We start from the raw sequence: 24886 nt of genomic DNA, 5'->3' as shown, positions 1-24886 counted from the left end.
AGAAACCCTGATAGACGCAGATCGACTCACCGTCGAGCGCATCGCCAGCCTGACGGGCTTCACCGACCCGAACGCATGCGGCGGGCATTCCTGCGAATCTTCGGCGAACCCACCTGCACGAAGACCTCTCGGTTGAAAGGCTCGCAGATTCCGTGCATATGAGCCCACGCCACTTCGGCCGCGAGTTCCGGCTGAACACCGGTCAATCACCCGCACGTGCAGTCGAGCAGCTGCGCGTTGAAACGGCGCGCATCCTGGCAGCCAGGAAGATAAAGATTGCACTGCCAGAGAACGTGGCCATCGACGCCGAAGTCGACCTCGGCATGGCGGGCGATGCGTATTGCCTGCAGGCGCGCCTCAACGTGCACGTCCCAGGCGTGGAGCGCGAGACCGCGGAGGCCCTGGCGCACGAGGCGCATCAGACCTGTCCGTATTCCAAGGCCACGCGGGGCAACATCGACGTCACGATCAACGTGGTCTGAGGGGCGCGCGCGTGAAAGCGATAGGCGATCCCGCGCCGGCTCGGCTGAGCGTTGCCTGCTCGGCGCAGACAAGCCGGCTCAAACTGCGCGCGCCAGTCGCGCCTGCAGCACGTTGCTGATACCGGCGCCGATCGCGCCGAGCACACCGGCAGCGGCCAGCGCCCCTAACAACATCAGCGACGGTGGCTGGCTCGCAGCAAAGAAACTGATCAGGCCAAGGAAATAGGCAAGCGGATTGTTGATCCGTGGCAGCGCGCGCAGGCTGAGCACGAGTACCACGTCGCCGAACACCGCGAGCGGTGTAGCCAGGTCACCGAAGCGCGGCGTCAGCCATCCAATCAGCAGTCCGGTCGCAGCACCGAAGACGATGCCGAGCAGGAATGCCGCAAGGTTCGCTGCGCCTTCGCGCGCCGTCTGCGAGCCTGTGTTGAATGCGACCCAGCCAAGGAACATGGCCCAGGCGGGTAGCGCTGCGGTGAGCGTCAGGAAAGTCGTAACGGCAGCCACCACGGCCCCGATCAGGGTAATGCCATGGAACGTGCCTGGCGGGATATTCAGTGCCGCAGCCTGTACCGAAATGCCAATCTTCGGCATGGGAGCCTCCTTCCGGAAGATGACCTGCCCGGTTGGCCTCAGGCAGGTCACGGTGTGTGTCAGACCAGGTTGGTCTCGACGTGGATGTTGCCGTGCAGGGCCTTCGAGTATGGGCAGGTCCGGTGCGCGGTATCCACCAGTGCCTGGGCCACTTCACGGTCGATGCCGGGGATGTGGACATTGAGCCGGGCCTGCAGCAAATAGGCCTCGCCAGCCATGCCCAGGTCAACCTCGGCGTCGACCGAAAGCTCGGCCGGCAGCTTCACGTTCATCTTGCCGGCGGCCAGCCCGATCGCGCCGATAAAGCACGCCGACCATCCCGTGGCGAGCAATTGCTCCGGGTTCGTGCCCGGGCCTTTGGTGCCCGGCGAGGACAGTTGAAGGTTCAGCCGGCCGTCATCGCTATGGGCTTCGCCGTCGCGTCCGCCTGCGCTGATGTGGACTTTGCCGGTGTACAGCACTTTTTCGATACGGGTCATGATGCGCTCCTTGTTTATTCAGAAAGTCGGGGTTCAGGCGTAGGCGCCGTCAAGATAGGGGTCGACACTGCGCGCCGGGTCCGCTGAAACGCCGGTGCGGTCCAGGCCGGACAGGGTGCGTGCGCCGTCGTAGTACGGATCGACGTTGCGCGCACCGTCCGTGAACGGGTCGACGGCACGCGCGCCGTCGCTGTACGGGCTGCGTGCCTCTTGCACGGAGCGGGCACCGTCGGTGAAAGGGTCTCGCGCGCCCGGCTGGGACAGTGCGGCGGCCTGCGCACCGGCAGCGGCGGCAACCAGGGCGATGGCGAAGACAAAGCGCTTGGCGATGTTGTGGGTAGTCATGATCGTCTTCCTTAAAGGTTTGGGTTCGGTATTGCGCGGCAGGGACTGGCTTTGTTGAGGATCGCCGCCGGGCCACGGAATGCATTTAAGGCGATCGATGTATCTGGCCCGTAGCGCGTGAGGGGTGTCTCTGTCGAAACACGTATCGTTGCAGCTGCGTGATACAGACGGGTACAAATTCATGCGCGAACGGGCTGGGGAGCCGCATCGGCAGGGGACTCGGACAGGCTTATGCGCCACATTCTGCGCCTCTGCATGCACCTAGGGTTTCTCCCGAAAATCCTCCGTACGCCCTTGTTTTGATTGTGATTCTGGTTGAACGGCAGCCGTTGCTAGTCGTGGCGGTGACCAACTTCGACCTTGACCATCCGTCGAAACCGCCGATAATGCAAACGTTTGCAAAGGAGGCAAAACATGGAAACTTCCAGCGAGCGGCAGGCGCCACAAGGCGAGCGTCTGGCGCTGATCGAGGACGAACACTCGGTGACAGGCGTGGTCCAGGCGGCCATGGCCAATACCGCCAATCCCCGCCTGCGCTTCATCATGGATTCCCTGGTGCGGCACCTTCACGGGTTCCTGTCCGAGGTGCGGCTGTCCGACGAGGAATTCGAGCTTGCCCTGGGGTATATCGCCAGCCTGGGCCATGCGACCAATGCCAAACACAACGAGGTTGTGCTGGCTGCCGACGTGCTGGGGCTGTCGACGCTGGTGACCGTCATGAATAACAGCACCAGGGACGGGCGCACGCCCGGCGCGCTGCTGGGCCCGTTCTATCGCGCCAACGCGCCGCGCTATGACTGCGGTGACTGCGTGGTGCAGGACGACGCGCCTGGCTTGCCGCTGCTGGTCAGCGGCACCGTGCGGGCGACCGATGGCACGCCGCTGCCAGGCGCGCTGGTCGAGATCTGGCAGGCGTCGCCGGTGGGACTGTATGACAACCAGGATCCGGCCCAGCCCGACCGCAACCTGCGCGGCTGCTTCCATACCGATGAAAGCGGCGGCTACCACTTTCGCACGGTACGGCCTGCCGGCTATCCCGTGCCGACCCACGGCCCGGTAGGCACGCTACTGGCCGAGCAGCAACGCCATCCGTACCGGCCGGCGCATATCCATTTCATCGTCGCGGCGCCGGGTTACCGGACGCTCGTCACCCAGGTGTTTGCCGACGCGCCGGACAAGCTGGAATCCGATGTCACGTTCGGCGTGCATCGGCAGCTGGTTGGCGATCTCCGGCTGCACCATCAAGGCCCCAGCCCGTGGGGCGATGTGCCGGCGCCGTTCTACACACTGGCGTTCGATTTCACGCTCGAGCCCGGCGAGCAGACCTTCCCGAAGCCGCCGATCGACTGATCGCCGGATCGGCTTCCCCTGACCCATTCCCACATTGAAACCATGAGTGCTACTTTTCTTTCCGGCAAGGTGGCCGTGATCCTCGGCGGCACCGGCGCGATCGGCTTTGCCGCCGGTGAAACGCTGGCGCGCCTTGGCGCAAGCGTCGTGCTGACCGGGCGCGACGCCGACGAGGCGGCCAGTGCCGCGGCGGCCTTGCCGGCCGGCAACCATCTTGCCGCTGTGGCCGAGGTTGCCGACAGCGCCTCGCTGCGCGCGCTGGCCGACGAGGTCAGCCATCACTACGGCCGCGTCGATATCCTGGTGAACACCGCAGGCTTTACGCGGGCGATCCCGCACGCCGACCTGGACGCCCTGGACGATGCGCTGATCGATGAACTGTTTACCATCAACTGGCGCGGGCAGTTTGCTGCGATCCGTGCGTTCGCGCCGCACCTGCGCGCCAATGGCGACGGGCTGGTGGTCAATGTCGGGTCCATCGCCGGCCGTACGGGGCAGGGCAGCAACGTTGCGTACTGCGCTGCCAAGGCCGGCCTCGATGTCATGGCGATGTCGCTCGGGCGCGCGCTGGCGCCGCATATCCGCGTGCTGAACGTATCACCGGGCGTGGTCGATACCGCCTTCGTGCCGGGACGCGACAGCGGCTTCAACGAGCGCGCCGCCAAGTCGACGCCGCTCAAGCGCGTCGGCCAGGCACAGGACGTGGCCGATGCCATCGCGGCGTGCGCGACGTCGCTGCGCTTTGCCACCGGCACCACCATCGTCGTGGACGGCGGCCGCCAGCTTGGATAGGCCGGGCCCCGCTTGTTTACCCAACCGAATTTCCATCACTGACCTTCGCTCATGCACGCACGCAAGACCATCATCACCTGCGCGGTGACCGGTAATATCGTCACCCCGGAGCAGCACCCCGGCTTGCCGGTCACGCCGGCCCAGATTGCCGACGCCGCGCTGGAAGCCGCCGAGGCCGGCGCAGCCGCCGCCCACATCCACGTGCGCGACCCCGAAACGGGGCGCCCGTCGATGTCGCTCGACTACTACGCCGATGTCATCGACCGCATCCGCAAACGCAACCGCTCGCTGATCATCAACCTCACCACCGGGCCCGGTGGCCGCTTCGTGCCGAGCGAGGACGAGCCGCGCGTGGCCGCGCCGGGCACCACGCTGCTGCATCCCGCCAAGCGCGTCGAACACATCGCGGCGCTGCGCCCGGACGTCTGCTCGCTCGACCTGAACACCATGAACTCCGGCGGCGACGTGGTCATCAACACGCCCACCAACGTGCGCAAGATGGCCGGCGTGATCCGCGCGGCCGGTGTCATGCCCGAGCTGGAGATCTTCGATTCCGGCGACCTCAATATGGCGCTCGACTTCATCCGTGAAGGCGTGCTGGACGGCCCCGGCCTGTGGACCCTGGTGCTGGGCGTGAAGTACGGCTTTGCGGCCACGCCGGAAACCATTTTCTACGCGCGCAGCATGCTGCCCGCCGGCGCCCACTGGTCGGCCTTCGGCATCGGCCGCGCGGAGTTCCCGATCGTGGCCCAGGCATGGCTTGCAGGCGGACACGTGCGTGTCGGCATGGAAGACAACATCTATCTGGAGAAGGGCGTGCTGGCGCCAAGCAACGCGGCGCTGGTCGCCAAGGCGCGCGACATCGTCAGGTCGCTCGGCGGCGAGATTGCGTCGTCGGCCGAGGCCCGGCGCACGCTTGGCCTGCGCGAGGCCTGATCCCGGCCATACCGAACCAAACATTTCAGGAAGGAAGCACCATGAACACCATTCGAGTCAGCGAGAAAGCCGCCAATATCGACGCCCTGCAGCTGGAGCTGCTCGGCGTGCCGCGCCCGGAAGCGGCGCAGGGTCAGGTCATCATCGAAGTGGCCAGTGCCGGGGTCAATCCGAGCGACGTGAAGGCAACGCTCGGCCTGATGCCGCATGCGGTCTGGCCGCGCACGCCAGGCCGCGACTACGCAGGCCTGGTGGTCGACGGACCCTCCGAGCTGCTGGGCCAGCCGGTCTGGGGCAGCGGCGGCGAGCTCGGCATCCGCCGCGACGGCACGCATGGCAAGTATCTGCGCATCCAGGCCAGCGCCGTGCGCGCCAAACCGGCGTCGGTGTCGCTGCTGGAAGCCGGCGCCGTGGGGGTGCCGTTCATTACCGCCTATGAAGGGCTGCGCCGCGCGGGCATGCCGCAGGCTGGCAGCACCGTGCTGGTGTGTGGCGGCAATGGCAAGGTGGGGCAGGCTACGATCCAGATCGCCACCGCGCTCGGCGCGCGTGTTTTTGCGGTGGAGCGCACCGCGGAAGCCTATCGCGGCCATGCCAGCGGCGACGTGCGCATGATCGATGCCAGCAGCGAATCCATTGCCGCGGTGGTGCGCGAAGAGACCGACGGACACGGTGCGGACATCGTCTACAACACGGTGGGAAGCCCCTACTTCGAACAGGCCAACCAGGCCATGGCGATCGGCGCGGCGCAGATCTTCATCTCGACCATTGAGAAGCCGGTGCCGTTTGACATCTTCGCCTTCTATCGTGGCCAGCACACCTATGTGGGCGTCGACACCCTTGCGCTGGACAGCAACGCCTGCGCGGGCATCCTTGACCAGCTCGCACCGATGTTCGCCTCGGGTGCGCTGCGGCCGTTCCCGGTCTTCTCCGACTACACCTATTCGCTCTCCGACGCCAAGGAGGCCTACCGGGCGGTCCTGCAAGGCGCGACCGAACGCGTGGTGCTGAAGCCGTGAACACGACCCGGTTCGCGCAGGCGCCGGCCTACTTTCCGGCCAATCATGAAGGCATGCACTGCCTGCGCCTGCAAGGGCATGAAGCGGGACCGTCCGAAGCCTTGTGGATGGGGGTCTCGGTGCTGTTGCCGGGCGGCCATACGTCGATGGATGCCGCGCCCGTGGAAAAGCACTACGTCGTGCTGGAAGGCGAAGTCTGCATCGCCACGCCCGACGAGCGCGTGACGCTGGCCCAGTTCGATTCCGTGCGCGTGGCGCCGGGTGAGGCGCGGCAGGTGTTCAACCCGGGCAATCGGCCGGCGATGCTGTTGCTGGCGATGCCGTATCCCAAGAGCTGATGTTTTTGGGCCGGACTGCAAACGATTGCAAAAGAGCGGGGCAGACGGCCCGCCCACAACAACCACGACAAACCAGGGGAGACAAATGAAGTCCATCAGAAAGCCCAGCCATCTGCTCATGCTGGCCATGGCCGCAGCCTGTGGCGGCGAGGCCAGCGCGCAGTCGGCCGTGACGCTGTACGGGCGCATCAATACGGCACTGGAGTATTCCTATGCCAACACCGCGACCGACGGCACCCGCCTTGGCGGCGTGGGGCGCCTGACCAACAACCGCTCAGTCTTCGGCATGCGCGGCGAAGAAGGCCTGGGCGGCAGCCTGAAAGCCATCTGGCAGATCGAAAGCAATTTCTCGCTCGATACCGGCCAAGGCCAGGTGGCCGGGCGCAATACGCGGGTGGGGCTGCAGGGCGATGCCGGCACGCTGTTCCTGGGGCATTGGCAGACCCCATACACCGAATCGACAATGGCCTACGACCCGTACTATCCGACCACCGCCGGCTATATGGCGCTGATCGGCAACGGCTCCACGTCCAGCTCCGACAACGTCCAGGACACCAGCTCGTTCGACCGCCGGCAGAAGAACATCATCGTCTACAAGTCGCCGTCGTTCGCCGGCTTCAGCGGCGCCGCGGCGTGGGGCGTGAATGAGGAGAAGACCACCGTACCGCGCAATCCCGGGTTGTATTCGTTCTCGGCGGCCTACGACAACGGCCCGCTCAACGTGGTGCTGGCCTATGAAGTCCACCAGCACTACCAGACCGCCGGCCGCAACGATGATGCGATGAAGGCGGGCGTCTCGTACAAGTTCCCCACCACCACCGTGGCGCTGCTCTATGAACGGCTCCACTACCGCACCGCGACCGGCGACCTGACCCGCAACGGGTACTACGCGTCGCTGGTGCAGAAGCTCGGGCCGGGCAGCGTGCGCGTCGGTTTTGGCCTTGCCAGCAATGGCGCGGGCAATGCGACCGAGACCGTGGGCTTCTTCCGCAGTGGCGCGGAAACGGGTGCCACGCAGGTCACGGTCGGCTATGACTATCCGCTGTCCAAGCGCACCGCGCTGTATGCGTACTACAGCCGCATCAACAACAAGCGCAATGCGATCTACGACTTTGCCATCAATGAACTGGGCGTGAGCGCGGGTTCAGACCCGCAGACGGTCGCGCTCGGCATGCGGCACTTCTTCTGAAGCAGGGCGGCACGCCCGGCATGGGCATGCCGCATTCATCGGCGACGCGCGGTGTTCGCGCTCGCTTCTGGAGTGAGGAGACACAGAATGATTCGATCCATCCAAGGCACCGTGCTGGCGCTGGCGTCATCGCTCATGCTGGCGGCCGCACCCGCCGCCCACGCGCAACCGCAATATCCCAGCAAGCCGATCCGGCTGGTGGTGCCGTTCTCGGCCGGCAGCGCCACCGACATCCTGGCGCGCATCATCGGCAGCAAGATGGGCGAGGGCGGCACTTACCAGGTGATCGTGGACAACCGCCCCGGCGCCGGCGGCACCCTGGGTGCCACCGGCGTGGCCAAGGCGGCGCCGGATGGCTACACGCTGATCCTGGTTTCGGTCGGGCACGCCATCAACGCCACGCTGTATCCCAAGCTCTCGTATGACACGGTGAAGGACTTCGCGCCGGTCTCGCTGGTGGCCACGGTCCCCAATGTGCTGGTGGTCAATGCCGCCAGCAAGTACAAGTCGGTGCGGGACGTCGTCAACGCCGCCAAGGCGACGCCGGGCGGGCTGAATTTCGACTCGGCGGGTTCGGGCAGCTCCACCCACCTGAGCGGCGAGATGTTCAAGATGCAGGCCGGCATTGACATCGTCCATATCCCGTACAAGGGCACGGGCGAAGCGCTGACCGACGTCATGGCTGGCCGGGGCGACATGATGTTTGCGCCCAGCGTATCGGCCATGCCGTTCGTCAGGCAGGGCAAGCTGCGGGCGCTGGCGGTCACCACGGCCAGGCGCGCCAGCGCGCTGCCGGAGATTCCCACGGTGGCGGAGTCCGGCTTCCCCGGCTACGCGTTCGACTCCTGGTTCGGCGTGCTGGCGCCCGCCGGCACCCCGAAGGAAATCGTCGATGCGCTCAATGCCGAGATCGGCAAGGCCTTGGCCGCGCCGGATGTGCGCGAGCGCCTGGCCGCCCAGGGCGCGGAGCCAAAGCGCTCGTCGCCGCAGGAGTTCGCTGCCTATATCCAGGCGGAGATCGGCAAGCTGGCGCCGGTGGTCAGGCAATCCGGCGTGAAAGCGGGGCAGTAGCGGCACCCGGCAGGCGTGCGGCGACGGCGCGGGGCTGGCTTAGAATGGTGGTTTCCAACCCTCCCCGGGCTGCCGCCCCGCCAACTGCCGTCATGCCTGAGCGCAAGCGCCTCACCCTGAAAGACCTGGCTGCCGAGATCGACGTGCATTACTCGACCATCTCGCGAGTGATGAACCCGGCCACGCGGCACCTGGTGGCTGAGGACGTGGCGGCCCGCATCCTGGAGGTTGCCGAGGCGCGCGGCTTTCGCCCCAACCGCATCGCGGCGGGGCTGCGCACCCAGCGTTCCGGACTGGTGGGCGTGGTGCTGCCCGATATTTCCAACCCGGTGTTTCCGCCCATCCTGGCCGGGATCGAATCCGTGCTGGCGCAGCAGGGCTACGTGCCGATCGTGGTCAATGCCGGTACCGACAAGAGCCGGCAGCGCTTTGTCATCGACCAGATGATCGGCCGGCAAGTCGAAGGACTGGTGCTTGCCACCGCGGAACGGGACGATCCGATCCTCGCCTACTGCCTTAAGCAGCATATCCCCGTGGTCACGGTCAACCGGGGCGATGACACGGGCCGGGTGTCCTGCGTGGTGAGCGACAACCTGCTGGCCATGCGGCAGACGGTCGACCACCTGGTCGGCCTGGGCCACCGCCGCATCGGGCATATTGCCGGGCCAGCCACGCTGTCGACCGGCTTCCTGCGTCGCGAGGGCTTTCTTCAGGCGGTCAAGCGCCACCGCCTGCGCCGCGGGGAATGGCAAGTCATGGAGGCCGCCAGCTATTCGCGCGAGGCCGGCCGGCTCGCATGCGAGCAGCTCTTCGCGGCATTTCCGCAGGTGACCGCTATCGCCGCCGGCAATGACCTGGTGGCGATGGGCTGCTACGACTACCTGCGCGAGCACGGCATGCGTTGCCCCGAGGATGTCTCGGTGGTGGGCCACAACGACATGCCTTTCGCCGACGCCCTGACGCCGCCGCTGACCACCGTGCGCATTGCCGTCCACGAAATGGGCGAGGAGGCAGCCCGTCTCCTGCTCAGGAAGATCGACAAGCCAGCCTCCGATGCCGTCACCGTGCAACTGACGCCGCAGCTGATCGTGCGGGGTTCCACGGCTGCGCCGCGCGCAGCGGAATAGCCGAGGGTCAATGCCCTGCTATCAGGCGTGGGCGCCGTCCTGGTAGGGATCGAAGCTGCGCGCCGGATCAGCGGACGGACCCGTGCGGTCCCAGCCGGCCAGGATGCGTGCACCCTTGTCGTACGGGTCGACATTGCGCGCGCCCTCGGTGTACGGGTCGCGTGCGTCCTGCACGGCGCGGGCGCCGTCGGTGAATGCGTTGCGTGCGTCCTGCACGGAACGTGCGCCTTCGCTGAACGGATCGCGCGCACCGGGACCGGCGGCCTGGGCGCCGGCGGCGGCAGCTGCCAGGGCGAGGGCGAGAACAATGCGCTTGGTGAGATCGGTAATCTTGGTCGGTTTCCTTGAGGTCTGGGTTGAACTGCGCGGCCGGGGGATCGTCTTGTCGACGCATGCCGTCGGTCCACGAGATGCATTAAAGGAAACCGGTGTATCTGCGCTATAGCGTGGAGACCCTGTTTCTGTCAGGGCACGTATCGTCCCCTGTGCTTGATACATAGCGATACAAAAGGACCATGGGAGGCGCCTGCTGGCGTAGGCGGCAGGGAGGAGGCGCGCGGCGGCCGGAGCGCTTGCCGGATACCGCGCGCCCCGGGGAAGGTGGTGTAAAGGCCGCGCGCGTCCGCGAGCCGTCAGTTACCGGGCAACGCCGTACCGGGTAGCGGGCTGGTCACGCGAAAGATTGGGGCCGAGCGCGGCGCGTGCCGCCTCGAACGTGTTCCAGTCGGCCACGTCGGGCAACGACGGCACGGTAATCACCTCGCCCTGGTCCAGCCCTGCCAGGGCCGCGTCGACCAGGTCGTCGCCGCTCATGACTATCGATTGCGGCAGGTTCTCGACCGGCTGGCCGGCGGTGTCCCAGAACTCGGTGCGGGTGGCCCCCGGCAGGACCGCCTGGATGCGCACGCCCTTGCCCGCAAGCTCATGTTGCAGCGACTGGGTAAAGGCCAGCACAAACGCCTTGGTGGCGCCGTAGACACCGTTCAGGACCTCGGGCGCGACCGCCACGATCGAGGCGATATTGATGATGGTGCCCTCGCCGCGCGCAACGAACGCCGGGGCGGCGGCGTAGGTGAGCCGGGTCAGCGCCGTGACGTTGAGCTCGATCATTGCCTGCATGGTGTCGACATCCGATTGCAGCAGCGGTGCCGCGCCGCCGAAGCCGGCGTTGTTGACCAGCGTGGTGATGCTTGCATCCGTGCGCAGGATCTCTTCGATGCGTCGTACATCGGCTGCCTGGCCAAGGTCCGCGGTCACGATTTCGACCGAGCGGCCGGTATCGTCGGTAATCCGGCGGGCCAGTGCTTCCAGCCGCGCGCGGTTACGCGCCACCAGGATCAGGTCGTGGCCCCTGCGCGCCAGGCGCTCCGCATAGATGGCGCCGATGCCGGAAGAAGCACCGGTGATGAGGGCGGTGCCGGAATGGTTGTGCGTGGTCATGTCAAAGCTCCAGATTCAGTGAGGGGGGATGTTGGTGGCGGTCGGCGCTGGATCGGCCGGCTGCGTGAAGCCAAGATTAGGCGCACAATGGCGTTGGCACCAATGTCATAGATGCCACCTTTTCTGCCATCCGGGAAGGACACCTTCCTGCTGCCCTCGGGAGATCGACATGCATCACGTGGCCCTTGCCCTCTATCCCGGCTTCCAGGCGCTGAACCTCGCGGTCTCGACGGTGCTGGAGTTCGCCAACCGCTCGCTCGGAGAGCCGCTGTACAAGGTCCACCTGCTGTCCGAGCATGGCGGCCCCGTGTTGAGTTCCGGTGGCTTTTCCGTCGGCACCGAGCCGTTCGGCAAGCGTCGCTTCGACACCGTGCTGGTGGTGGGAGACAACGACGTGCTGCCCACGCCGCCCGCCCTGGTGAAGTTCCTGCAGCGTGCGGCGCGTACTTCGCGGCGCATCGGCGCCACCTGCACCGGTGCCTTCAACCTGGCCGAGGCCGGGGTGCTGGACGGCCGCCGCGCCACCACGCACTGGTACTACGCGGAGCAGTTGCGGCGGCGCTTTCCGAACGTCGGCGTGGAAGAGGACCGCATCTTCATCATCGATGGCCCGGTCTGGACCTCGGCCGGGATGTCGGCCTGCATCGACCTGGCGCTGGCGCTGGTGGAGAAGGACGCGGGCGCCGCGGTTGCGCGCGATGTGGCGAAGTTGCTGGTCGTGTATCACCGGCGCGCCGGCGGCCAGTCACAGTTCTCGGCACTGCTGGACCTGGAACCGCGCTCGGACCGCATTCGTGCCGCGCTGGATTTCGCGCGGCAGAACCTGCAACAGGAACTTTCGGTGGAACAACTGGCGGATGCGGCGCACCTGAGCCCGCGGCAGTTCGCGCGCGCATTTCGTGACGAGACCGGGCAGACCCCCGCCAAGGCCGTGGAGCACCTGCGCGTGGAGGCGGCCAGGCTGATGATGGAAGGCGGCCGCCATGCCATCGATGTGGTGGCGCGGGATACCGGCTTCGGCGACCGCGAGCGCATGCGGCGTGCGTTCCTGCGGGCGTTCGGCCAACCGCCGCAGGCGATCCGGCGCATGGCGCGCGGCGACGAACTGCAGACCGCGTAGGGGCGGCCGTGCCGGTACAGGGGCATGCAAGGAAGTCGGGTATCCGACTTGTTACCCCAGGTACCAATTCCTGTTCCGCGCCATGCCTTTATCCCAGGCTGGCGCGCACATAGAGTTGGTCGCGTGACCCTCACCTGATTGGAGCCAGCATGTCTGTGCAAGAACGTCTCGCAGCGCGCGGCCTGGTGCTGCCGCAGCCACCGCAGCCCCTGGGCAGCTATACCGCGGTCAGCCAGGCCGGCGACCTCCTGTTCATTTCCGGGCAGTTGCCCTTGCAGGATGGCAAGGTGGTCTGGCAAGGCCAGGTCGGCAAGGACCTGGATGTCGGGCAGGGCAAGCGTGCCGCCGAGCTGGCGGCGCTCAACGTGCTGGCGCAGATCCATGCCTACCTGGGTGGCTTCGAGCGCCTAGACCACATCGTCCGCGTCGACGGGCACATTTCCAGCGCGCCCGGCTGGTTCGGGCAGCCGGCGGTGCTCGACGGTGCCTCGGACCTGTTTGGCGAGGTGCTGGCAGAGAAGGCCGGCCACGCGCGCACCATTTCCTCGCACTTCCAGCAGCCGGCGAATGCGGCCGTGATCCTCGTGGTCATTGCCCAGATCCGGCCTGAATAAGCGCGGCGTGAGCCGCTACGCCGAGAACTTCTCGACCAGGAAGTCGACGAACGCCCGTACCCGGCGCGAGACGTGGCGCGCGGACGGGTACAGCAGCACAAAGGGGCGCGTACTGCCGCCGTAGTCCTTCAGCACCTCCACCAGCGTGCCGTCGCGCAGGTCCTGTTCCACGACGAAGCGGTAGGTCTGGAACAGGCCCGCGCCGGCGCGCACCAGCGTGGCCCCGCCCAGGATGTCTTCTGACGCCGCATACGAGCCGGCGGTCACGATATCCGTGTCCTCGCCGTTGACCCGGAACGTCCATGGGATCCGCCGGCCGCTGCTCGGGCGCTCGAACTGGATGCACTCATGCCTGAGCAGGTCCTCCAATGACTGCGGTGTGCCGGCACGCCGCAGATAGCCAGGCGTTGCCACCACCACCAGCTCCGCGTCTTCCAGCTTGCGCGCGATCAGGTTCGAGTCATCCGGCGCACGCCCGCGCACCGACAGGTCATAGGTGTCATCGGCGAAATCCACGTTGCGGTTGCTGATGTGCACGTCGATCTCGACCTCGGGGTAGCGCTCGCGGAATGCCGGCAGCACCGGCAGCACGCGATAGTGCGCGTAAGGGGTCGGCAGGCTGATCCGCAAGCGCCCCGCGGGGGCAGCCTGCTGGCCGCTGATCTGCCGCTCCGCGTCCACCAGCTGCGCCAGTGCGCCGCGGCTCTGCTCGAAATACACCCGGCCTTCGTCGGTCAGGCGGATCTGCCGCGTGGTCCGCACGAACAGCCGCACCCCCAGGCGCTCTTCCAGCCTTTGCACAGTGCGGCTGACTGCGGGCGGTGTCACGCCCGCGGCCACTGCCGCCGCGGTGAAACTGCCCAGCTCCGCGGCCAGGCAGAACAGCTCGATGCTGCCAAGCTGAAGGTCATCGAATTGCCGTTTCATTTCTTTGCTTGCGACCGCAGGCCGCACCGGATCAAGCGATGTATCCATCATATGTGCGCCACTGGCAGAAGTCGATGTCCGGGCCGTGGCCTGCGCCGAAGTGACCATGAGGCTGCGCACGCCAGGCGCGCCGGAGGATTCGTCCCGCTCCATTTGTGCTTGTGGCGCAAGACTGTTTGTGCCGCCAGGGTCTTCGAATACGGAAGCGAATTGCCTAGATTGGAACCCATCGGAGCCGCCGGCCCGATCGGCAAACAAGCCGATTCAATCTACATCGAGGTTCAAGAAAATGAGTGCAGCACAGAAAGTCGTAGTCGTCACGGGCGCATCGCAAGGCATTGGCGCCGAACTGGTCAAGGCGTTCCGGGAGCGCGGCCATCGCGTTGTCGCCACGGCGCGCACCATCAAGCCGTCGGACGACCAGGACATCCTGGCAGTCGCCGGCGATATCGCCGATCCGTCCACGGCGCGCCGCGTCGTCGCCGAGGCCGTGGCAAGGTTCGGCCGCATCGACACCCTGGTCAACAACGCCGGCATCTTCGTCGCCAAGCCGTTCACCAGCTATACCGACGAGGACTACGCGGCCGTCACCGGCATCAACCTGACGGGCTTCTTCCATATCACGCAGCTGGCCATCGCCGAAATGGAGAAGCAGCGCAGCGGCCACGTGGTCAGCATCACGACCAGCCTGGTCGACCATGCGATCAGCGGGGTGCCGTCGGTGCTGGCCTCGCTGACCAAGGGTGGCCTGAACGCCGCGACCAAGTCGCTTGCCATCGAGTACGCCAGGACCGGCATCCGCGCCAACGCGGTCGCGCCCGGCATCATCAAGTCGCCGATGCATGCGCCGGAAACCCATGAGGCGCTGGGCGCCCTGCACCCGGTGGGGCATATGGGCGAGATGCGCGATATCGTCGATGCGGTCCTGTATCTCGACAACGCGCCGTTCGTCACGGGCGAGATCCTGCATGTAGACGGCGGCCAGAGCGCAGGGCATTGAGCGGACACCCCCGCGGCGCGCGCCGGCGCACCGCGGGTGTTACCCGACGGCGCGATGGGGGAATACCCGTCGCGCCGTATTGCGTTAATCTTTCGGTGCCCGGCGCCGCGCCTGGCGGTTTTCAATCAATCTGCCAAGGTGACGCCGATGGAAGCACACACCGACCACATCCTGATCGTGGATGACGACCGCGAAATCCGTGAACTGGTCTCAACCTACCTCACCAAGAACGGCTTGCGCGTTACCGTGGTGCCTGACGGGCGGCACATGCGGTCGTTCCTGGACGTGAACAGCGTCGACCTGATCGTGCTGGATGTGATGATGCCGGGCGACGATGGCCTGGTGCTGTGCCGTGAACTGCGGGCGGGCAAGCACAAGGCCACCCCGGTGCTGATGCTGACCGCGCGCAGCGACGAGACCGACCGCATCATCGGCCTGGAAATGGGCGCCGACGACTATCTTGCCAAGCCTTTCGCCGCACGCGAGCTGCTGGCCCGCATCAAGGCGGTGCTGCGGCGGACCCGGATGCTTCCGCCCAACCTGCAGATCACCGAGGCGGGGCAGCTGCTTGCATTTGGCGACTGGCAGCTCGACACCACCGCGCGCCACCTGATTGACCAGGATGGCGTCATCGTCGCGCTGAGCGGCGCGGAATACCGGCTGCTGCGCGTCTTTGTCGACCATCCGCAGCGCGTGCTCAACCGCGACCAGCTGCTCAGCCTCACGCAGGGCCGCGAAGCGGAAATGTTCGAGCGCTCGATCGACCTGCTGGTCAGCCGCTTGCGCCAGCACCTCAGGGACGACGCGCGCGAGCCCCGCTACATCAAGACCGTGCGCAGCGAGGGCTATGTCTTCTCGACGCCCGTGGAGATCCGGGAGGCACGCCAGTGAATCTCCGTGCCTTGCCCTGGCCCCGTACGATGGGCGCGCGGCTGTTCCTGATCCTGCTGGCCGGCCTCATCGTCGCCCATGGCCTGTCGTTCGGCGTACTGTTTGCCGAGCGCTACATTACCGCGCGCAAGGTCATGCTCGGCACCCTGGAGACCGACGTCTCCACCTCGATCGCCATCCTCGACCGCCTGCCCGCGGCGGAGCGCCCGCAGTGGCTGCGCCACGTGAATCGCGGCGCCTACCAATACATCCTGGGGCCGGGGCTGCCGGGCGTGCCAGAGATGTCCGCGCAGGCCACGGAAGTTGCCGACCGGATCATGGAAGCGAGCGGCGGCCGCTTCCCGGTCAGGGTCGAGTCCATCCCCGGCCAGGGCAAGCGCATGCAGGCCCACCTGACCCTCAGCGATGGCAGCCCGCTGACCATCGACGTGCATCCGAAGCCGACGCCGGTCGCGCAATGGCTGCCTTATGTGCTGCTTATCCAGTTGCTGCTGCTGATCCTGTGCTGCTGGCTTGGCGTGCGCCTGGCGATCCGCCCGCTGGTGGCGCTGGCCAATGCCGCCGACGCGCTCGACCCGAATGCCAGGACCCAGCCGCTGGGCGAGACCGGGCCCACCGAACTGGTGCGCGCCGCGCGCGCATTCAATGCCATGCGCGAACGCATTGCCCGCTTTGTCGAGGAGCGCGTGCAGATTCTGGCCGCGATTTCCCACGACCTGCAGACGCCGATCACGCGGATGAAGCTGCGCGCAGAAATGACGGAAGACTCTGAGGAAAAGCGCAAGCTGGTGCAAGACCTCACCGAGATCGAAACGCTGGTGAAGGAGGGGCTGGCCTACGCGCGCGCCATGCATGGCGATGGCGAGACGCCGTCGCGGATCGACATCGGCTCGTTCGTCGAGAGCCTGGTCTACGACTACCAGGACACCGGCAAGGCCGTCACCATCCTGCAGCGTGCCGGCGGCACCCTCGACACGCGCCCGCACGCCTTGCGCCGCATCCTGACCAACCTGACCGACAACGCCCTCAAGTTCGGCGGGGCGGCGGAGCTGAGCGTGCACCGCGAGGACGGCGGCGCGGTGACCATCAGCGTGCTCGACCGCGGGCCCGGCATCCCGGCTGAGCAGCTGGAGTCCGTGCTGCAGCCGTTTGTCCGGCTTGAGGCATCGCGCAACCGGGAGACCGGCGGCACCGGCCTGGGCCTGGCGATTGCGCACCAGCTTGCGCTGGCCATCGGCGGCTCACTGACGCTGCGCAATCGCGAGGGCGGTGGCCTGGAGGCGCGGCTCAGGGTGGGTTGAGCCGCCGCCCGCTACGTTACCAGCCACCCCCCAGCGCACGGAACGTTGCCACCGCCGCGCGGGCATTGTCGGCGCCCACACGTGCCTGCTGGTCGCGCGCGGCCAGCAGCAGGCGGTCTTCCTCCAGCACTTCGAACAGGCTGACCGCGCCGCCCTTGTAGGCGTCCTCGGCGGCGCCGCGCGAGCGCGCGTGGGCAGCCACTTCCACGGTCAGCTCCTTGCCCTGCAACTCCAGCTGGGTCAGCGTGATGATCGCGTTTTCCACGTCCTCGGTGGCGCGCAGCATGGCCTTGCGGTAGGTGGCCAGGGCTTCGGCGTTGGCGCCTTTGGCCTGCGCCACTTCGGCATCGACCCGGCCGAAGTCGAACAGCCGCCAGCGCAGTCCCGCGATCGCGGCGGGCTGGAAGGCGGACCCGGTGAACAGCTTGCCGGCGGAGAGGCTCTCGAAGCCGAGCAGCGCTGACAGCGACAGCTTCGGGTAGTACTCGGCAGTGGCCACGCCGATGCGGGCACTGGATGCCGCCAGCCGGCGCTCCGCGGCAATCACGTCCGGGCGGCGTTGCAGCAGGTTGGCCGGACCTTGCGCCACGGCGATCTGCGGCACGGCGGTGCGCTCGGTCGGCGTCAGGAGTTCAGCGGCATAGGTGCCCGGATGCGCGCCCATCAATACATCGAGCCGGTTCAGCTGTGTCTCCAGTTCGATCTGCAGCGGCGGGATGGTCACGCGGGTCTGTGCCAGCTGTGCTTCCGCCTGCGCGCGTTCCCGCTCGGCGCCGATGCCATCGGCCAGCCGCAGCTGCACCAGCTCGAGCAGCTTTGCATTGGTCCGCACCTGCTGTTGCGCGATGGCGATGCGCTGCTGCGCGCCGCGCACGCGGAAGTAGGCATCGGCCGCTTCGGCGGCTACCAGCACGCGCACGCCCATGTGCTCGGCTTCCGCGGCCTGGGCCTCCGCGCTGGCGGCCTCGGCGCCGCGCCGCAGGCCGCCGGCCACGTCGATCTCCCAGCTTGCTCCCACACCAGCGCTGTACACCGTCTTGTTGCGCTCAAAGCCCGGCGCGTTCTTGCCGAGGCTGCCCAAAGGCCCTTCCAGCGACTGGCGCTGCCTGGCCACGCTGCCGGACAACGATGCCTGCGGCAGCAGTTCGGCGCCGGCGTGGCTGGCCGCGGCGCGGGCCTGGTCGACCCGCGCAATCGCCGCCGCCAGGTCGAGGTTCTGCTCCAGCGCGCGCTGGATCACGCGCGTCAGCGTGGGATCGTCAAAGCCCAGCCACCAGCTGTCCAGTGACGGCGCGGGCTGCGTGGCCTCGCGGGCGTCCAGCGCCGCTGCGTGCGGGTAGGCCGCGGGCATGTCCGAGGCCGGCATGTGGTAATCGGGGCCGGCCGCGCAGGCCACCAGGGCGGCCGCGGCGCTGGCCGCAAGCAGGGTGGGCAGGAGGCGGGCGATACCGGCGCGGGTGCGCCGGAGCGGGGGGCGGAATGGACTTTGGGGCATGACGGACACCTTTCAACAGCGACGAATAAAGCACAAGCCAAAAACTAACTTGCATGATGATAGTTACTACTCTAGACTAACTTTCAATTTGATAGCAACCACAATTTCGGAGGAAGCCACTCATGCAGAGAAAGCCGCTTGCTGAGACGCCTTGCCCCATCGCTCGCACGCTGGCCTGCGTTGCCGACAGCTGGAGCGTCCTGATCCTGCGCGAAGCCTTCTATGCCGTGACGCGCTTTGATGAGTTCCAGCAGAACCTGGGCATCGCCCCCAACATGCTGACCCGCCGCCTGAACTCGCTGGTCGAGGACGGCTTGCTGGAGCGCCGCCCGTACTGCGACCGCCCGCCCCGTTCCGAGTACATCCTGACCGAGCGCGGCCATGACTTCCGCCCGGTCCTGCTGGCCATGCTGGCCTGGGCCAACAAGCATCTCGCGCCCGAGGGCCAAAGCGTGCAGCTCGTCAACCGACTCACTGGCGAGCGTGTCGAGCCGGTACTGGTCGATGCCGCCAGCGGCCGCCCCGTCACCGACCCCGATTTCCACATCGTCCCCGGGCCGGCGGCTACCGACGGCCTGCGGCGCCGGCTGGACCGCTCGGCCGAAGCCTGACCCGAACTATCCCGAACCCTACCGAACCCTCCACCCATGCCGCCTCGCAGGCGGGATAAGTCCTGAAAGCAGAAAGGAAGTGCCATGAGCAGTAATACGCTGACTGAACGGGCGGGTACCGAACCCGTTCCCGCTTCGAAATCCAAGGCCAGCCCCAGGCGGCTGCTGGCGACCGGCGCGCTGGTTGTGGCCGGATTGGCCGCAATCGGATACGGCTACCACTGGTGGACATCGGCTCGCCACCTGCAGCGTACCGACGACGCCTACGTCGGCGGCGATGTCACGGTGATCGGCGCCAAGGTCGGGGGCTACATCGCGGAAGTCGCGGTGACGGACAACCAGACGGTCCACGCGGGCGATGTGCTGGTGCGTATCGACGACCGCGACTACCGCGCCGCACTGGCCAAGGCCGAAGGCGCCGTGGCGGCGCAACAGGCACTGCTGGCAAACCTGGATGCCACCGCGCGCCTGCAGGAGGCGGTCATCGCCCAGGCCAAGGCCGGCATCGCGGCCACCAATGCCGACACCGTACGGGCGCGCGACGACCAGGTGCGCTACGCCAGCCTGGTGGCGAAGGCGGCTGTCTCCATCCAGAGCTCGCAGAAGGCTGACTCGGACTACAAGCAGGCCCAGGCCAATGGCGAGAAGGCGCGTGCGGCGCTGCTGGCCGCGCAGCGCCAGCTGGACGTGATCGGCACGCAGAAGCAGCAGGCGCAGGCGTCGCTGGCGCAGGCGACCGCCGAGCGCGACATCGCGAAGCTGAACCTTGGCTATACGGAACTGCGCGCGCCCGTGGACGGCACCGTGGGCAACCGGCGCGCCCGCGTCGGCGCCTTTGCCGGTGCCGGCAGCCAGTTGCTGTCCATCGTGCCGGCCAGCGGGCTGTGGGTGGACGCCAACTTCAAGGAAGGGCAACTGGCGCACATGCGCCCCGGCATGCCGGTCGAAATTGAAGCCGATGTGCTGCCGGGGCGGGTCTTCCATGGCCACGTCGCCAGCCTGGCGCCGGCCACCGGTGCGCAGTTCAGCGTGTTGCCGCCGGAGAATGCCACCGGCAACTTCACCAAGATCGTCCAGCGCGTGCCGGTGCGGATCCGCCTGGACGAGCAGGATGCCCGGCTTGGGGTCCTGCGCCCGGGCCTGTCGGTGATCGCCCAGGTCAACACGCAGCCAGGCAAGCAGGTGCAGTGATGACCACGGCTACCCTGACCACCCCTGCGTCCGCCGTGGCGATGCCGGACGAGATGTCCACTGCCGCCAAGGTGTTCGCCTTCAGCACGATGTGCGTGGGCATGTTCATCGCCTTGCTCGATATCCAGATCGTCTCCGCCTCGTTGCGCGATATCGGCGGCGCGCTCTCGGCCGGCGCCGATGAAACCGTGTGGGTGCAGACCAGCTACCTGATCGCCGAGATCATCGTCATTCCCTTGTCCGGCTGGCTGTCGCGCGTGATGTCGACGCGCTGGCTGTTCGCCGCCTCCGCGGCGGGCTTCACGGTGGCCAGCCTGCTGTGCGGGGTGGCGTGGGACATCAACAGCATGATCGTGTTCCGGGCGCTGCAAGGTTTCCTGGGCGGCTCGATGATCCCGATGGTGTTCACCACGGCCTTTGCCTTCTTCGTCGGCCCCCAGCGTGTCATCGCCGCCGCCACGGTCGGCGGGCTGGCCTCGCTGGCGCCGACGCTGGGGCCCACCATCGGCGGCTGGATCACCGATCACTATTCCTGGCACTGGCTGTTCTTCATCAACCTGGTGCCGGGTATCTTCGTCACCATCGCCGTGCCGCTGCTGGTCAAGATCGACCGGCCCGACTGGTCGCTGGTGCGCGGTGCCGATTACCTGGGCATGGTGCTGATGGCGCTGTTCCTGGGTTGCCTCGAATACACGCTGGAGGAAGGGCCGCGCTGGGACTGGTTCGGCGACGACGTGATCCTGGCCACCGCCTGGATCTCCGGCCTGTCGGGCGTGGGCTTCATCTGGCGCACGCTGACCTATGCCAACCCCGTGGTGGACCTGCGCGCGCTCAAGGACCGGAACTTCGCGCTCGGCTGCTTCTTCTCCTTTGTCACCGGCATCGGCATCTTTGCCACCATCTACCTGACGCCGCTGTTCCTGGGGCGCGTGCGCGGCTTCAGCGCGCTCGATATCGGGCTGGCGGTATTTTCCACGGGCGTGTTCCAGATGGCATCGATCCCGCTCTATGCCTTCCTGGCCAACCGGGTCGACCTGCGCTGGTTGATGATGATCGGCCTGGGGCTGTTCGCGGTGTCGATGTGGTACTTCGCGCCCATCACGCACGACTGGGGCGCGGCGCAACTGCTGCTGCCGCAGGCGCTGCGCGGCATGGCCCAGCAGTTCGCGGTGGCGCCCACGGTGACACTGACCCTGGGCAGCCTGCCGCCGGAGCGGCTCAAGCTTGCGTCCGGGCTGTTCAACCTGATGCGCAACCTGGGCGGGGCCATCGGCATCGCCGCCTGCGCGACCGCGCTCAACAACCGCGGCAACCTGCACTTCCTGCGCGAGGCAGAGCACCTGAACATCCGTAATGAAGCCATGGGCAACCTGTTGCAAGGGATCAGCGACCAGTTCGTCGCGGTCGGGCACGATGCCCTCGATGCGCAGACCGCCGCCCTCAGGCAATTGTGGGGACTGGCCTGGCGCGAGGCGCAGACCCAGACCTTTGGCGACATCTTCCTGCTGATCCTGGTCTGCTTCGCGATCGCCACCGCCATGGTGCCGCTGATGCGCAAGGTTGCAGCGCCGAAGGGTCCGTCGGCAGACGCGCATTGATTGTGGAACGACCATGAAAGTCAGTCTGTGCAATCGGCTCCTGCCTGTCGCGCTGATCGTGGCGAGCGCCACGGTGGCATATGCGGGGGAGCGCCCGCGCGAAAACGGTGTGGCGTGCGCTCGTGCAGCTAATGCCTATTGCAATCTTCCAGATCAGGGCAACAGGCCAATGCCGCAAGGCGTGCCGCAGGGAGAGTCCGCTTGACTGGCGTGCCAGTCCTTCAGCCGGGCTGCTTTGTATCCAAGTATGTCGCCATCGCGGATACATACACAGCGATACAAATCCCCTGAAATCCGACACATTCCGCTTGCCATGGCCTCCTAGACTCGTGCTCACATTGATCACGCAAACGGGAGAAGCAAATGTCGAAGACAGTCGATCTACCTCGTCGAGGCTTTCTGGGTGCAGCGGCAGTGACGCTGGCCACCGCGCCGTTCGGGCTGCCGCAGGCCGCCCGCGCGCAAACCGGTCTGTCGAAGGCGCCGGCGCTGCCCTTGACCACGCCGGGCACCCATGCCAGCTTCGCGCCGGTCAAGCAAGTCAACGCCGGCGTGCTCAATATCGGCTACGCCGAGGCCGGCCCTGCCACAGGGCCGGTCGCGCTGCTGCTGCACGGCTGGCCCTACGACATCCACAGCTTTGTCGACGTGGCGCCGCTGCTGGCGGCCCGCGGCTATCGCGTGATCATTCCCCACCTGCGTGGTTTTGGCTCGACGTCCTTCCTGTCTGCCGACACCATGCGCAACGGCCAGCCCGTAGCGATAGCCGCCGACATGATCGCGCTGATGGACGCGCTGAATATCCGCAATGCCGTAGTGGCCGGCTTTGACTGGGGCGCGCGCACCGCCGACATCATGGCGGCGATCTGGCCGGACCGCTGCAGGGGGCTGGTCGCGGTCAGCGGCTACCTGATCGGCAGCCAGGCAGCCGGCAAGCAGCCGCTACCACCCGAGGCCGAGCTCCAGTGGTGGTACCAGTTCTATTTCTCCACCGACCGGGGCCGCGCCGGCTACCAGAAGTACACCCACCAGTTCGCCAGGCTGATCTGGAAACTGGCATCGCCGCAATGGAAGTTCGATGATGCGACGTTCAACCGCAGCGCCGCCGCCTTCGACAATCCCGACCACGTCGAAATCACCATTCACAACTACCGCTGGCGGCAGGGGTTGGCCAGCGGGGAAGCCAGGTTCGACGACCTCGAGAAGCGGCTCGCCACGGCACCCGCCATCGGCGTGCCCACCATCACCATCGAGGGCGATGCCAACGGCGCGCCGCACCCCGAGCCCAGCGCCTATGCCAGCAAGTTCACGGGCCGCTACGAGCACCGGGAACTGACAGGCGGGATCGGCCACAACCCGCCGCAGGAAGCGCCCACGGCGTTTGCGCAGGCGGTGCTCGATGTAGACAGGCGCTGACGCATGAGGGGCGCAATGCGCAGATTGCTGATACTGGCTGCCATGACGCTGTCAGCGCTGGCATCGGAGCTGGGCGGCGCTGGCCATCGGTGCGCATGGTCGGGCATGCCCCGGACCATGCGCCCGGATAAGCGGGCACGAAGCAAGGGCGGCTCGGGCGCTGAAGGCATTGCCATGCTTCAGCGCCCGCCGCCGCCCGCCTGCCGCGCTCAGCGCAACGACCTGAACGCTGCGCGCAACTCTTGAGCGAACAGCTGCGGCTCTTCCCATGCCGCGAAGTGCCCCCCCTTGTCGACCTTGTTGAAGTAGGTCAGCCGGGGGTAGGCGCGCTCGGCCCAGCTGCGCGGGGCTTGATAGAGCTCGCCGGGAAATACCGTCACGCCTACAGGCACCTTGATCTGTGCGGTCATCTGCTCGGCGGCGTTGAAGTTGTTGGTGTTGTTTTCCCAATATAGCTGTGCTGACGACGTGGCGCTGTTGGTGAGCCAGTAGAGCGTGATGTCGTCGAGCATCTCGTCCCTGGTCAGCGAGCGCTCGGGGTTGCCACCGCTGAAGGTCCAGGCGGCAAACTTGTCATAGATCCATGCCGCCTGCCCTGCGGGGGAATCCGCCAGGCCATAGCCCACGGTCTGCGGGCGGGTCACCATCATCGCGGCATAGCCGCCGCCCAGCGTATACAACTTGTTCATCGACTCGAAGGCTGACCTTTCGGCGGCGGACAGGCCGGCCGGCGCTGCTTCGCCGTTCTTCAGCGCCCGGGCGACGTCCGCTGGCACGGTGGCGGGCATATTGACGTGAATGCCGAGCAAGCCCTGTGGTGCCTGGCGGCCCTGCGCATGCGCCACGACCGAGCCCCAGTCGCCGCCCTGTGACACATAACGTGTGTAGCCCAGCCGCTTCATCAACACATCCCACGCACCTGCAATGCGGTCGGGACCCCAGCCGGTCCCGACGGGTTTGCCGGAGAAGCCGTAGCCGGGCATCGACGGAATCACCACATCGAAGGCGTCCTCGGCACGGCCGCCGTAGGCGGTGGGATCGGTGAGCGGGCCAATCACCTTCAGCAGTTCAAAGACCGAGCCCGGCCAGCCGTGGGTGATGACGAGCGGCAGCGCATTGGGATGGCGCGATCGCACATGCAGGAAGTGGATGTCGAGCCCGTCGATCCTGGTGACGAACTGGGGGTAGGCGTTCAGCTTTTGCTCTGCCTTGAACCAGTCGTAGTCGTTGCCCCAATAGCGCACCAGCTCCTGGATCTTCGCCAGCTGCACGCCCTGCGATTGATCGGATACCGTCTCGCGGTCTGGCCAGCGCGTGGCGGCGATGCGCTGGCGCAGGTCGGCCAGTGCCGCTTGCGGGAAGCTGGCGTGGAAGGGGCGAATGGATGCGTCCTCGGTCGCCGCGCGTTGCGGGATTGCGCCGCCTTCGGCGGCCGGCGATGCCTGGGCGTGGCTTGGCAAGGCCAATTGAGCCAGGCATAAAGCGATCGTGGCGATGGCAGGTGCCGTGCGTGTTGCGTGGAGTTTCATGTCGATACCAGGTAGAGGGAAAGTGGAATCC

Annotated in this window: 26 protein-coding genes; 18 read left to right on the top strand and 8 right to left on the bottom strand. The window is 66.8% G+C overall.

Annotation, left to right across the window (positions count from 1 at the left end; translation table 11 throughout):
• Positions 1-113 precede the first annotated feature (113 nt).
• A complete protein-coding gene (locus tag I6H87_RS27870; RefSeq protein WP_255266277.1) occupies positions 114-482 on the top strand; it encodes an AraC family transcriptional regulator in 369 nt (122 codons plus the stop codon).
• Between the two features lie 78 nt (positions 483-560).
• On the opposite strand, the gene I6H87_RS27865 is transcribed toward I6H87_RS27870, so the two are convergent.
• The 3 genes from I6H87_RS27865 to I6H87_RS27855 are packed head-to-tail and all read right to left on the bottom strand — an operon-like array spanning position 561 to position 1900.
• Entirely contained in the window at positions 561-1076 is a 516-nt protein-coding gene (locus I6H87_RS27865; RefSeq protein WP_010810278.1) for a DUF1097 domain-containing protein, read from the bottom strand.
• Positions 1077-1135: 59 nt separating this feature from the next.
• Entirely contained in the window at positions 1136-1555 is a 420-nt protein-coding gene (locus tag I6H87_RS27860; RefSeq protein WP_011617482.1) for an organic hydroperoxide resistance protein, read from the bottom strand.
• Positions 1556-1588: 33 nt separating this feature from the next.
• A complete protein-coding gene (locus I6H87_RS27855; protein ID WP_010810276.1) occupies positions 1589-1900 on the bottom strand; it encodes a hypothetical protein in 312 nt (103 codons plus the stop codon).
• Between the two features lie 414 nt (positions 1901-2314).
• Here I6H87_RS27855 and I6H87_RS27850 point away from each other — a divergent pair, with 414 nt between their 5' ends.
• From I6H87_RS27850 to I6H87_RS27815, 8 genes are all read left to right on the top strand, one after another.
• The gene (locus I6H87_RS27850; protein ID WP_010810275.1) at positions 2315-3250 is read left to right on the top strand and encodes a dioxygenase family protein; all 936 of its coding nucleotides are present in this window, start codon (positions 2315-2317) and stop codon (positions 3248-3250) included.
• 42 nt (positions 3251-3292) lie between these two features.
• On the top strand, positions 3293-4042 hold the full coding sequence (locus tag I6H87_RS27845; RefSeq protein WP_041688159.1) for an SDR family NAD(P)-dependent oxidoreductase: 750 nt from the start codon (positions 3293-3295) through the stop codon (positions 4040-4042).
• Positions 4043-4093: 51 nt separating this feature from the next.
• On the top strand, positions 4094-4978 hold the full coding sequence (locus tag I6H87_RS27840; protein ID WP_011617480.1) for a beta-keto acid cleavage family enzyme: 885 nt from the start codon (positions 4094-4096) through the stop codon (positions 4976-4978).
• A 41-nt stretch (positions 4979-5019) separates the two neighbouring features.
• Positions 5020-5997, top strand: coding sequence for a quinone oxidoreductase family protein (locus I6H87_RS27835; RefSeq protein ID WP_011617479.1), 978 nt, complete (start codon positions 5020-5022; stop codon positions 5995-5997).
• Positions 5994-6335: a cupin domain-containing protein gene (locus I6H87_RS27830; protein WP_010810271.1), complete on the top strand. Its 342-nt coding sequence runs from the start codon at positions 5994-5996 to the stop codon at positions 6333-6335. The genes I6H87_RS27835 and I6H87_RS27830 overlap by 4 nt, the downstream gene beginning before the upstream one ends.
• Before the next feature lie 85 nt (positions 6336-6420).
• The gene (locus I6H87_RS27825; protein ID WP_011617478.1) at positions 6421-7524 is read left to right on the top strand and encodes a porin; all 1104 of its coding nucleotides are present in this window, start codon (positions 6421-6423) and stop codon (positions 7522-7524) included.
• An 87-nt stretch (positions 7525-7611) separates the two neighbouring features.
• On the top strand, positions 7612-8595 hold the full coding sequence (locus I6H87_RS27820; RefSeq protein ID WP_010810269.1) for a tripartite tricarboxylate transporter substrate binding protein: 984 nt from the start codon (positions 7612-7614) through the stop codon (positions 8593-8595).
• 92 nt (positions 8596-8687) lie between these two features.
• Positions 8688-9722 (top strand): LacI family DNA-binding transcriptional regulator, encoded by a 1035-nt coding sequence (locus tag I6H87_RS27815; protein WP_010810268.1) that lies wholly within the window; start codon positions 8688-8690, stop codon positions 9720-9722.
• A 21-nt stretch (positions 9723-9743) separates the two neighbouring features.
• Here the strand turns inward: I6H87_RS27815 and I6H87_RS27810 are convergent, their stop codons facing one another.
• The gene (locus I6H87_RS27810) at positions 9744-10052 is read right to left on the bottom strand and encodes a hypothetical protein (protein ID WP_041688501.1); all 309 of its coding nucleotides are present in this window, start codon (positions 10050-10052) and stop codon (positions 9744-9746) included.
• A gap of 306 nt (positions 10053-10358) precedes the next feature.
• Positions 10359-11162 (bottom strand): SDR family NAD(P)-dependent oxidoreductase, encoded by an 804-nt coding sequence (locus I6H87_RS27805; RefSeq protein ID WP_010810266.1) that lies wholly within the window; start codon positions 11160-11162, stop codon positions 10359-10361.
• A gap of 169 nt (positions 11163-11331) precedes the next feature.
• On the opposite strand from I6H87_RS27805, the gene I6H87_RS27800 reads away from it, so the two are divergent.
• The gene (locus I6H87_RS27800; RefSeq protein WP_010810265.1) at positions 11332-12282 is read left to right on the top strand and encodes a GlxA family transcriptional regulator; all 951 of its coding nucleotides are present in this window, start codon (positions 11332-11334) and stop codon (positions 12280-12282) included.
• Between the two features lie 149 nt (positions 12283-12431).
• The gene (locus I6H87_RS27795; protein ID WP_010810264.1) at positions 12432-12896 is read left to right on the top strand and encodes a RidA family protein; all 465 of its coding nucleotides are present in this window, start codon (positions 12432-12434) and stop codon (positions 12894-12896) included.
• A gap of 15 nt (positions 12897-12911) precedes the next feature.
• Here the strand turns inward: I6H87_RS27795 and I6H87_RS27790 are convergent, their stop codons facing one another.
• Complete coding sequence (locus I6H87_RS27790; protein ID WP_010810263.1) at positions 12912-13823, bottom strand: LysR family transcriptional regulator; 912 nt, start codon at positions 13821-13823, stop codon at positions 12912-12914.
• Positions 13824-14112: 289 nt separating this feature from the next.
• Between I6H87_RS27790 and I6H87_RS27785 the strand changes: the two genes are divergently transcribed.
• From I6H87_RS27785 to I6H87_RS27775, 3 genes are all read left to right on the top strand, one after another.
• Positions 14113-14823: an SDR family NAD(P)-dependent oxidoreductase gene (locus I6H87_RS27785; protein WP_011617474.1), complete on the top strand. Its 711-nt coding sequence runs from the start codon at positions 14113-14115 to the stop codon at positions 14821-14823.
• Positions 14824-14970: 147 nt separating this feature from the next.
• On the top strand, positions 14971-15714 hold the full coding sequence (locus I6H87_RS27780; RefSeq protein ID WP_011617473.1) for a response regulator: 744 nt from the start codon (positions 14971-14973) through the stop codon (positions 15712-15714).
• On the top strand, positions 15711-17015 hold the full coding sequence (locus I6H87_RS27775; protein ID WP_011617472.1) for a sensor histidine kinase: 1305 nt from the start codon (positions 15711-15713) through the stop codon (positions 17013-17015). Before I6H87_RS27780 ends, I6H87_RS27775 begins: the two co-directional genes overlap by 4 nt.
• A gap of 16 nt (positions 17016-17031) precedes the next feature.
• On the opposite strand, the gene I6H87_RS27770 is transcribed toward I6H87_RS27775, so the two are convergent.
• The gene (locus tag I6H87_RS27770; protein WP_011617471.1) at positions 17032-18510 is read right to left on the bottom strand and encodes an efflux transporter outer membrane subunit; all 1479 of its coding nucleotides are present in this window, start codon (positions 18508-18510) and stop codon (positions 17032-17034) included.
• Between the two features lie 122 nt (positions 18511-18632).
• On the opposite strand from I6H87_RS27770, the gene I6H87_RS27765 reads away from it, so the two are divergent.
• The 4 genes from I6H87_RS27765 (at position 18633) to I6H87_RS27750 (ending at position 23326) form a co-directional block, all read left to right on the top strand.
• Positions 18633-19121, top strand: a complete 489-nt coding sequence (locus tag I6H87_RS27765) for a winged helix-turn-helix transcriptional regulator (protein ID WP_011617470.1) — start codon at positions 18633-18635, stop codon at positions 19119-19121.
• 84 nt (positions 19122-19205) lie between these two features.
• On the top strand, positions 19206-20312 hold the full coding sequence (locus I6H87_RS27760; RefSeq protein ID WP_010810257.1) for an HlyD family secretion protein: 1107 nt from the start codon (positions 19206-19208) through the stop codon (positions 20310-20312).
• A complete protein-coding gene (locus I6H87_RS27755; protein WP_010810256.1) occupies positions 20312-21910 on the top strand; it encodes a DHA2 family efflux MFS transporter permease subunit in 1599 nt (532 codons plus the stop codon). The genes I6H87_RS27760 and I6H87_RS27755 overlap by 1 nt, the downstream gene beginning before the upstream one ends.
• A gap of 363 nt (positions 21911-22273) precedes the next feature.
• On the top strand, positions 22274-23326 hold the full coding sequence (locus tag I6H87_RS27750; protein WP_011617469.1) for an alpha/beta fold hydrolase: 1053 nt from the start codon (positions 22274-22276) through the stop codon (positions 23324-23326).
• A 209-nt stretch (positions 23327-23535) separates the two neighbouring features.
• On the opposite strand, the gene I6H87_RS27745 is transcribed toward I6H87_RS27750, so the two are convergent.
• A complete protein-coding gene (locus I6H87_RS27745; protein WP_011617468.1) occupies positions 23536-24855 on the bottom strand; it encodes an epoxide hydrolase family protein in 1320 nt (439 codons plus the stop codon).
• Positions 24856-24886 lie beyond the last annotated feature (31 nt).

The organism is Cupriavidus necator (assembly GCF_016127575.1).
GTDB lineage: Bacteria > Pseudomonadota > Gammaproteobacteria > Burkholderiales > Burkholderiaceae > Cupriavidus > Cupriavidus necator_D.
Note: the sequence above shows the minus strand (reverse complement) of the source record. Positions and strands in the feature narration are given on the sequence as shown.